The organism is Microbacterium sp. HMWF026 (assembly GCF_003061325.1).
GTDB classification, from domain to species: Bacteria; Actinomycetota; Actinomycetes; order Actinomycetales; family Microbacteriaceae; genus Microbacterium; species Microbacterium testaceum_E.
The window spans coordinates 1-4,353 of sequence record NZ_QAJB01000084.1 but is presented as its reverse complement, the minus strand read 5'-3'; the positions used below and the strand labels follow the sequence as shown (position 1 = coordinate 4,353).

Annotated in this window: 6 protein-coding genes; 3 read left to right on the top strand and 3 right to left on the bottom strand. The window is 71.9% G+C overall.

The window, feature by feature from the left end; genetic code table 11:
* Positions 1–119: 119 nt before the first annotated feature.
* The 3 genes from DBR36_RS03985 to DBR36_RS03975 all read left to right on the top strand — a co-directional run bounded on the left by DBR36_RS03985 (position 120) and on the right by DBR36_RS03975 (position 1,572).
* Positions 120–935 (top strand): SDR family oxidoreductase, encoded by an 816-nt coding sequence (locus DBR36_RS03985; protein WP_108317658.1) that lies wholly within the window; start codon positions 120–122, stop codon positions 933–935.
* Positions 935–1,138, top strand: coding sequence for a multidrug transporter (locus DBR36_RS03980; protein WP_108317657.1), 204 nt, complete (start codon positions 935–937; stop codon positions 1,136–1,138). Before DBR36_RS03985 ends, DBR36_RS03980 begins: the two co-directional genes overlap by 1 nt.
* 245 nt (positions 1,139–1,383) lie before the next feature.
* A complete protein-coding gene (locus DBR36_RS03975; RefSeq protein WP_108317656.1) occupies positions 1,384–1,572 on the top strand; it encodes a DUF2795 domain-containing protein in 189 nt (62 codons plus the stop codon).
* 13 nt (positions 1,573–1,585) lie between these two features.
* Here DBR36_RS03975 and DBR36_RS03970 read toward each other — a convergent pair whose 3' ends face one another.
* Genes DBR36_RS03970 through DBR36_RS03960 form a run of 3 tightly spaced genes read right to left on the bottom strand, consistent with a single transcriptional unit; the run spans position 1,586 to position 4,262 of the window.
* On the bottom strand, positions 1,586–2,272 hold the full coding sequence (locus DBR36_RS03970) for a GNAT family N-acetyltransferase (RefSeq protein WP_108317655.1): 687 nt from the start codon (positions 2,270–2,272) through the stop codon (positions 1,586–1,588).
* A 27-nt stretch (positions 2,273–2,299) separates the two neighbouring features.
* Positions 2,300–3,622 (bottom strand): nitrate/nitrite transporter, encoded by a 1,323-nt coding sequence (locus DBR36_RS03965; RefSeq protein ID WP_181373468.1) that lies wholly within the window; start codon positions 3,620–3,622, stop codon positions 2,300–2,302.
* 10 nt (positions 3,623–3,632) lie between these two features.
* Positions 3,633–4,262 carry a TetR family transcriptional regulator gene (locus DBR36_RS03960; protein WP_108317653.1) on the bottom strand — a complete coding sequence of 210 codons (630 nt, stop codon included), beginning with the start codon at positions 4,260–4,262 and terminating at the stop codon, positions 3,633–3,635.
* Positions 4,263–4,353: the final 91 nt, after the last annotated feature.

Genomic DNA, 4,353 nt, shown 5'->3' with positions numbered 1-4,353 from the left:
AGCGGGGGCGGCGCTCGGGCGCGGGCGGGGGCCGCACAACGGTCGGGCGACCGTAACGCGCGCCGCGCGCGGTGGCAAGGGACCGGGAACGCTGGGCTCGCGCGCGTAGCGTCGCCCGCATGAGCGACGACTTCACCCCCCGCCACGCGATCGTCACCGGCTCCGACTCGGGCATCGGTGCGGCCACCGCCCTCGCCCTCGCCGACGCCGGCATCGACGTCGCGATCACCTACCACTCCGACAAGGACGGTGCCGAAGAGGTCGCCGCCGCAGCCCGCGCGCGCGGCGTGAACGCGATCGTCGCGCAGTTCGACGCGACGGACTTCGACACGGTCCCGGATGCCGTCGACGCCATGGCCGACGAGCTCGGCGGCCTCGACGTCTTCGTCAACAACGCCGGCGGCGGCATCGGCGGCAGCTTCCTCGACCTCGACTTCGAGACCTGGCGCACCGACATCGCCCTCAACCTCGACGGCGCGTTCCTCGCCCTGCACACCGCCGCCCGCTGCATGGCGAAGGCCGGCCGCGGCGGCCGCCTGATCGTCGTCTCGAGCGTGCACGAGCACCAGCCGCGCGTCGGCTCGGCGCCGTACGTCGCCGCCAAGCACGGCGTCGGCGGTCTGATCAAGACGATGGCCCTCGAGCTCGGCCAGCACGGCATCACCGTCAACGCGGTGGCGCCCGGCGAGATCGCCACCCCGATCAACGACATGTCGGCCGAGGACGCCGACCGCATCCACCGTCCCGGCATCCCGCTCGGACGACCGGGCAAGCCCGACGAGGTCGCCGACGTCATCCGCTTCCTCGCCTCGCCCTCGGGGTCGTACGTGACCGGCGCCAGCTGGGTCGTCGACGGCGGCATGCTGCAGATGGGCCCGCAGGCCGGTTCGCACATGGAGTCGGACGCCTGGCGGTCCGCGGGCGAGAAGGAGTGATGACCGTGAGCGACGACAAGAGCTTCGACGAGAACCGGCACGACCAGCTCACCACCGCCCCGAACGCGACCGAGGCCGACGCGGCTCCCCGCATCGACGTGAGCGAGCACGACGGTGTCACCCGTATCGACATCCGCGATGACGCCGAGGTGCGCCCGGGTCCCGGGCAGGGGATGCCGGAGGCGGACGGCTCCGACGGGTGACCGGGGGCGTGCGGGGCCCGCGACGGTTCCGCACGCTCAGGATCGGCCCCCTTTCCGGGGCTCCCGAGGCGTAAGGAGCCCCGGAGATACCCCTGCGTCAAGATCGACGTTTCTTTCGGCGAAGAAGGCTCTCGCGCCCGTTCCGGGAATGCCTACAGTCGCTCAAGGCTCTCCGCCTCCTTCACCGACGCACCGCCGCCCACCGTCGAGCGGCACGCGCGTCACGGCCCCCACCGGAGCACGACATGGACGCATTCCTCCGCACGATGGAGTACCCCTGCACCAAGGACGACCTGCTGCGCGAAGCCGAGCGCGCCGGCCTGGGCGAGCGCACCGTGCAGCGCCTGGTGGCCCTGCAGGACCGCTACTTCCACGGTGCCCGCGACGTCTTCGTCGAGCGTCCGCGCCTGGTGATGGGTACCGCCCCCGCGTGACCGTCGTGCGGGTTCACCCGGTGATCAGGTAGCCGCGGCGGTCGAACCCGCCGATCCGACGACCGGATGCCAGGTGCCCCCGCAGTTCGTCGCGCACGCGGACGCGCCACGCCGCCGCCGCCGCCGGGTCGCTGCGCCGCAGGGCCTCGATGTCGCCCGGAACGGCCACCACGCCCGTGATCTCGGCATCCTGGGGCTGCGGAGCCGCGGGCTCGGCGAGCGCCCACGACACCATCAAGCGGTCGGACTCGTCGCCGCGGTTGACCTCGTCGTCCATCTCGCCGTACTGGTTGACCAGGTACTCGGTCACGCGCGCGCCCAGCACGGCCAGGTTGAAGTGGGCGTTGCGCGGGATGAGCGGGTCGAAGGTCCAGGTGATGCGACCGACGCCGCGCTCGAGCGCCCAGTCGCGCTGGTGCAGCTTGAGCAGACGCCCTAGTCCGCGCCCCTGGTGGCCGTCGACGATGCCCGTGATGTGCGAGTGCAGAGACCGCGCGGCCGGGGGTCCGAAGAACGCCGCTGACGCGCCGATCATCTCGTCGCCGTCGTAGAGCCCGACGACGTAGTTGCCGGCGTGCTCGAGCGCCCGCAGGATGTTCGCCGGCATGGTGCCGCGCTCGCCCCACACCCGGTCGAGCACGCGCGCGGCCTCGTGGATCGCGTCGACGGTGTCGAGGGTGCGGATGTCGATGGATGCCATGACTCCGAGTCTCGCAGGGCCCGTCGATCAGCGCGGCAGCACGCCGCCCACGTGACGGATCGTCCGCCCGCGTTCGATGACGATGGCGATCCCGCCGATGAGCCACAGCGGCACCTGGGTGAGGAAGGCCAGCCGGAACGCGTCGAGCGAGTACGTCTCGGGACTGCCCGCGCCCTGCACGTCCATCGCGATGCCGATGAACAGGATCGCCAGCAGCGCGGCGAGGAACCCGCCGCCGTTGACGATGCCCGTGGCCGTGCTGAGCCGATGACTGGGGGTGAAGGTGCGTGCGTGGTCGAAGGCGATCATCGACGCCGGTCCGCCGGTGGCGAGGGCGAACATCAGCACGATGAGCAGCCACAGCGGTGCGGGTCCGGGCCAGACCACGACGACGATCCACACGACCGCCTGGAACACCACGGTGGGCAGCACGAGCCAGCGCGAACGCCGGCGCGGGTGCCGGCTGCTGAGTGCCCCGATCACCGGACCGCTCAGGATGCCGAAGAACACGAACAGCGTCATGATCGCCGACGCCGTGGCCGGCTCGAGTCCCTCGCCCGCGGTGAGGAAGGGGAAGCCCCACAGCAGCATGAACGCGGTGCCGGCGAAGGGCGTGGCGAAGTGCGACCAGAAACCGAGACGCGTGCCGGGGTGCGCCCACGACTCACGGAACCCCTGACGCAGGTCGGGTGCGGACCGCACCACCCGGATCGCCCCGGTCTCGGTGTTGACCGAAGTGTCGACCGGGTCGTCCCGCCGCTCGGGCGGCCGGTTGCGGATGATCAGGAACGTCAGGATCGCGAAGAGCACGCCCAGGCCCGCGACGCTGCCGAAGGCGACGCTCCAGCTGGTGGCGTGCAGCAGGGCGGCGAGCGGCACGACCGCCACGATCTGACCGAGCTGGCCGATGATGCCCGTCAGCTGCACGAGCAGCGGCGCACGCTGCGCGGGGAACCACGTCGCGATCACGCGCAGCACGCTCGGGAAGATGGCGGCGTCGCCGGCCCCGATCAGCACACGGGCCAGGATGCCGATCCCCACGGCATCCGCGAAGGCCATCACCAGCTGCCCCACCGCCATCAGCACCATGCCGATCGCGATCATCGGCCGCGCCCCGAAGCGGTCGAGCAGCAGGCCGACGGGGATCTGCATGGCGCCGTAGACGAACAGCTGGATGACGGCGAACATCGACAGCGCCGAGGCGTCCGCCCCGAACCGCACCGCGGCATCCACTCCCACCGCCGACAGCGACGTGCGGTTGACGATGGAGACGACGTAGGCGAGCACGCCGACGATCCACAGCGTCCAGGTGCGCCAGCCCGGCCGATCGAGGCTCAGGGTGCTGGTCACGCGTTCCAGGCTATCCCCGCCCGCCGACATCGGCCGCGGGGCCGGCGTGCGCGGCGGGCCGCGGCTGTGCGGCGACGTCCCCGCCGAGGACGGCGGCCATCTCGACCCGGACGCGCTCGAGGTGGTCCTCCAGGGACCCGCCCGCGTCATCGGCCGCCCACTGCTCGAGCGCGGTCTGCCACAGCTCGACCGCGACGCCGGCGACCACCCGCGCGCGCAGGGCATCGACACCGCGGTCCCGGTACCCCTCGGTCAGAACCTCTCGCAGATCGGCCTGCTTCTGTAGGTCGCGCTCGCGCAGGGCGGGCTCGGCCGCGATGAGGCGCCGCGCCGCGACGATCTCGGTACGGCGGGGCTCGAAGCGCTCGGTCGCGAGGGTCAGGAACCCGGCCCAGGCGACGGCGAAGGGCGAGAGGTCGGCGGGGGTCGCGGTCAGCATCGAGGCCGCGAGACGCGGGATCTCGTCGCCCGCGAAGAAGACTTCGCGTTTGTCGCCGAAATGCCGGAAGAACGTGCGCCGCGTCACGCCTGCGCGCTCGACGATGTCGGGCACCGTCGTCGCCTCGAAGCCGCGCTCGGCGAAGAGCGCGAGGGCGGCTGCGCGCAGTCGGTCGCGGGTGTCGGGCGCCCATCTGGCCATGCCGAGATCCTATGCGACGACACCCGGTGTCATCACGCATATAGTGAAGACACTCCGTGTCATCACGAGGAAAGGCCACCCATGCCCACGC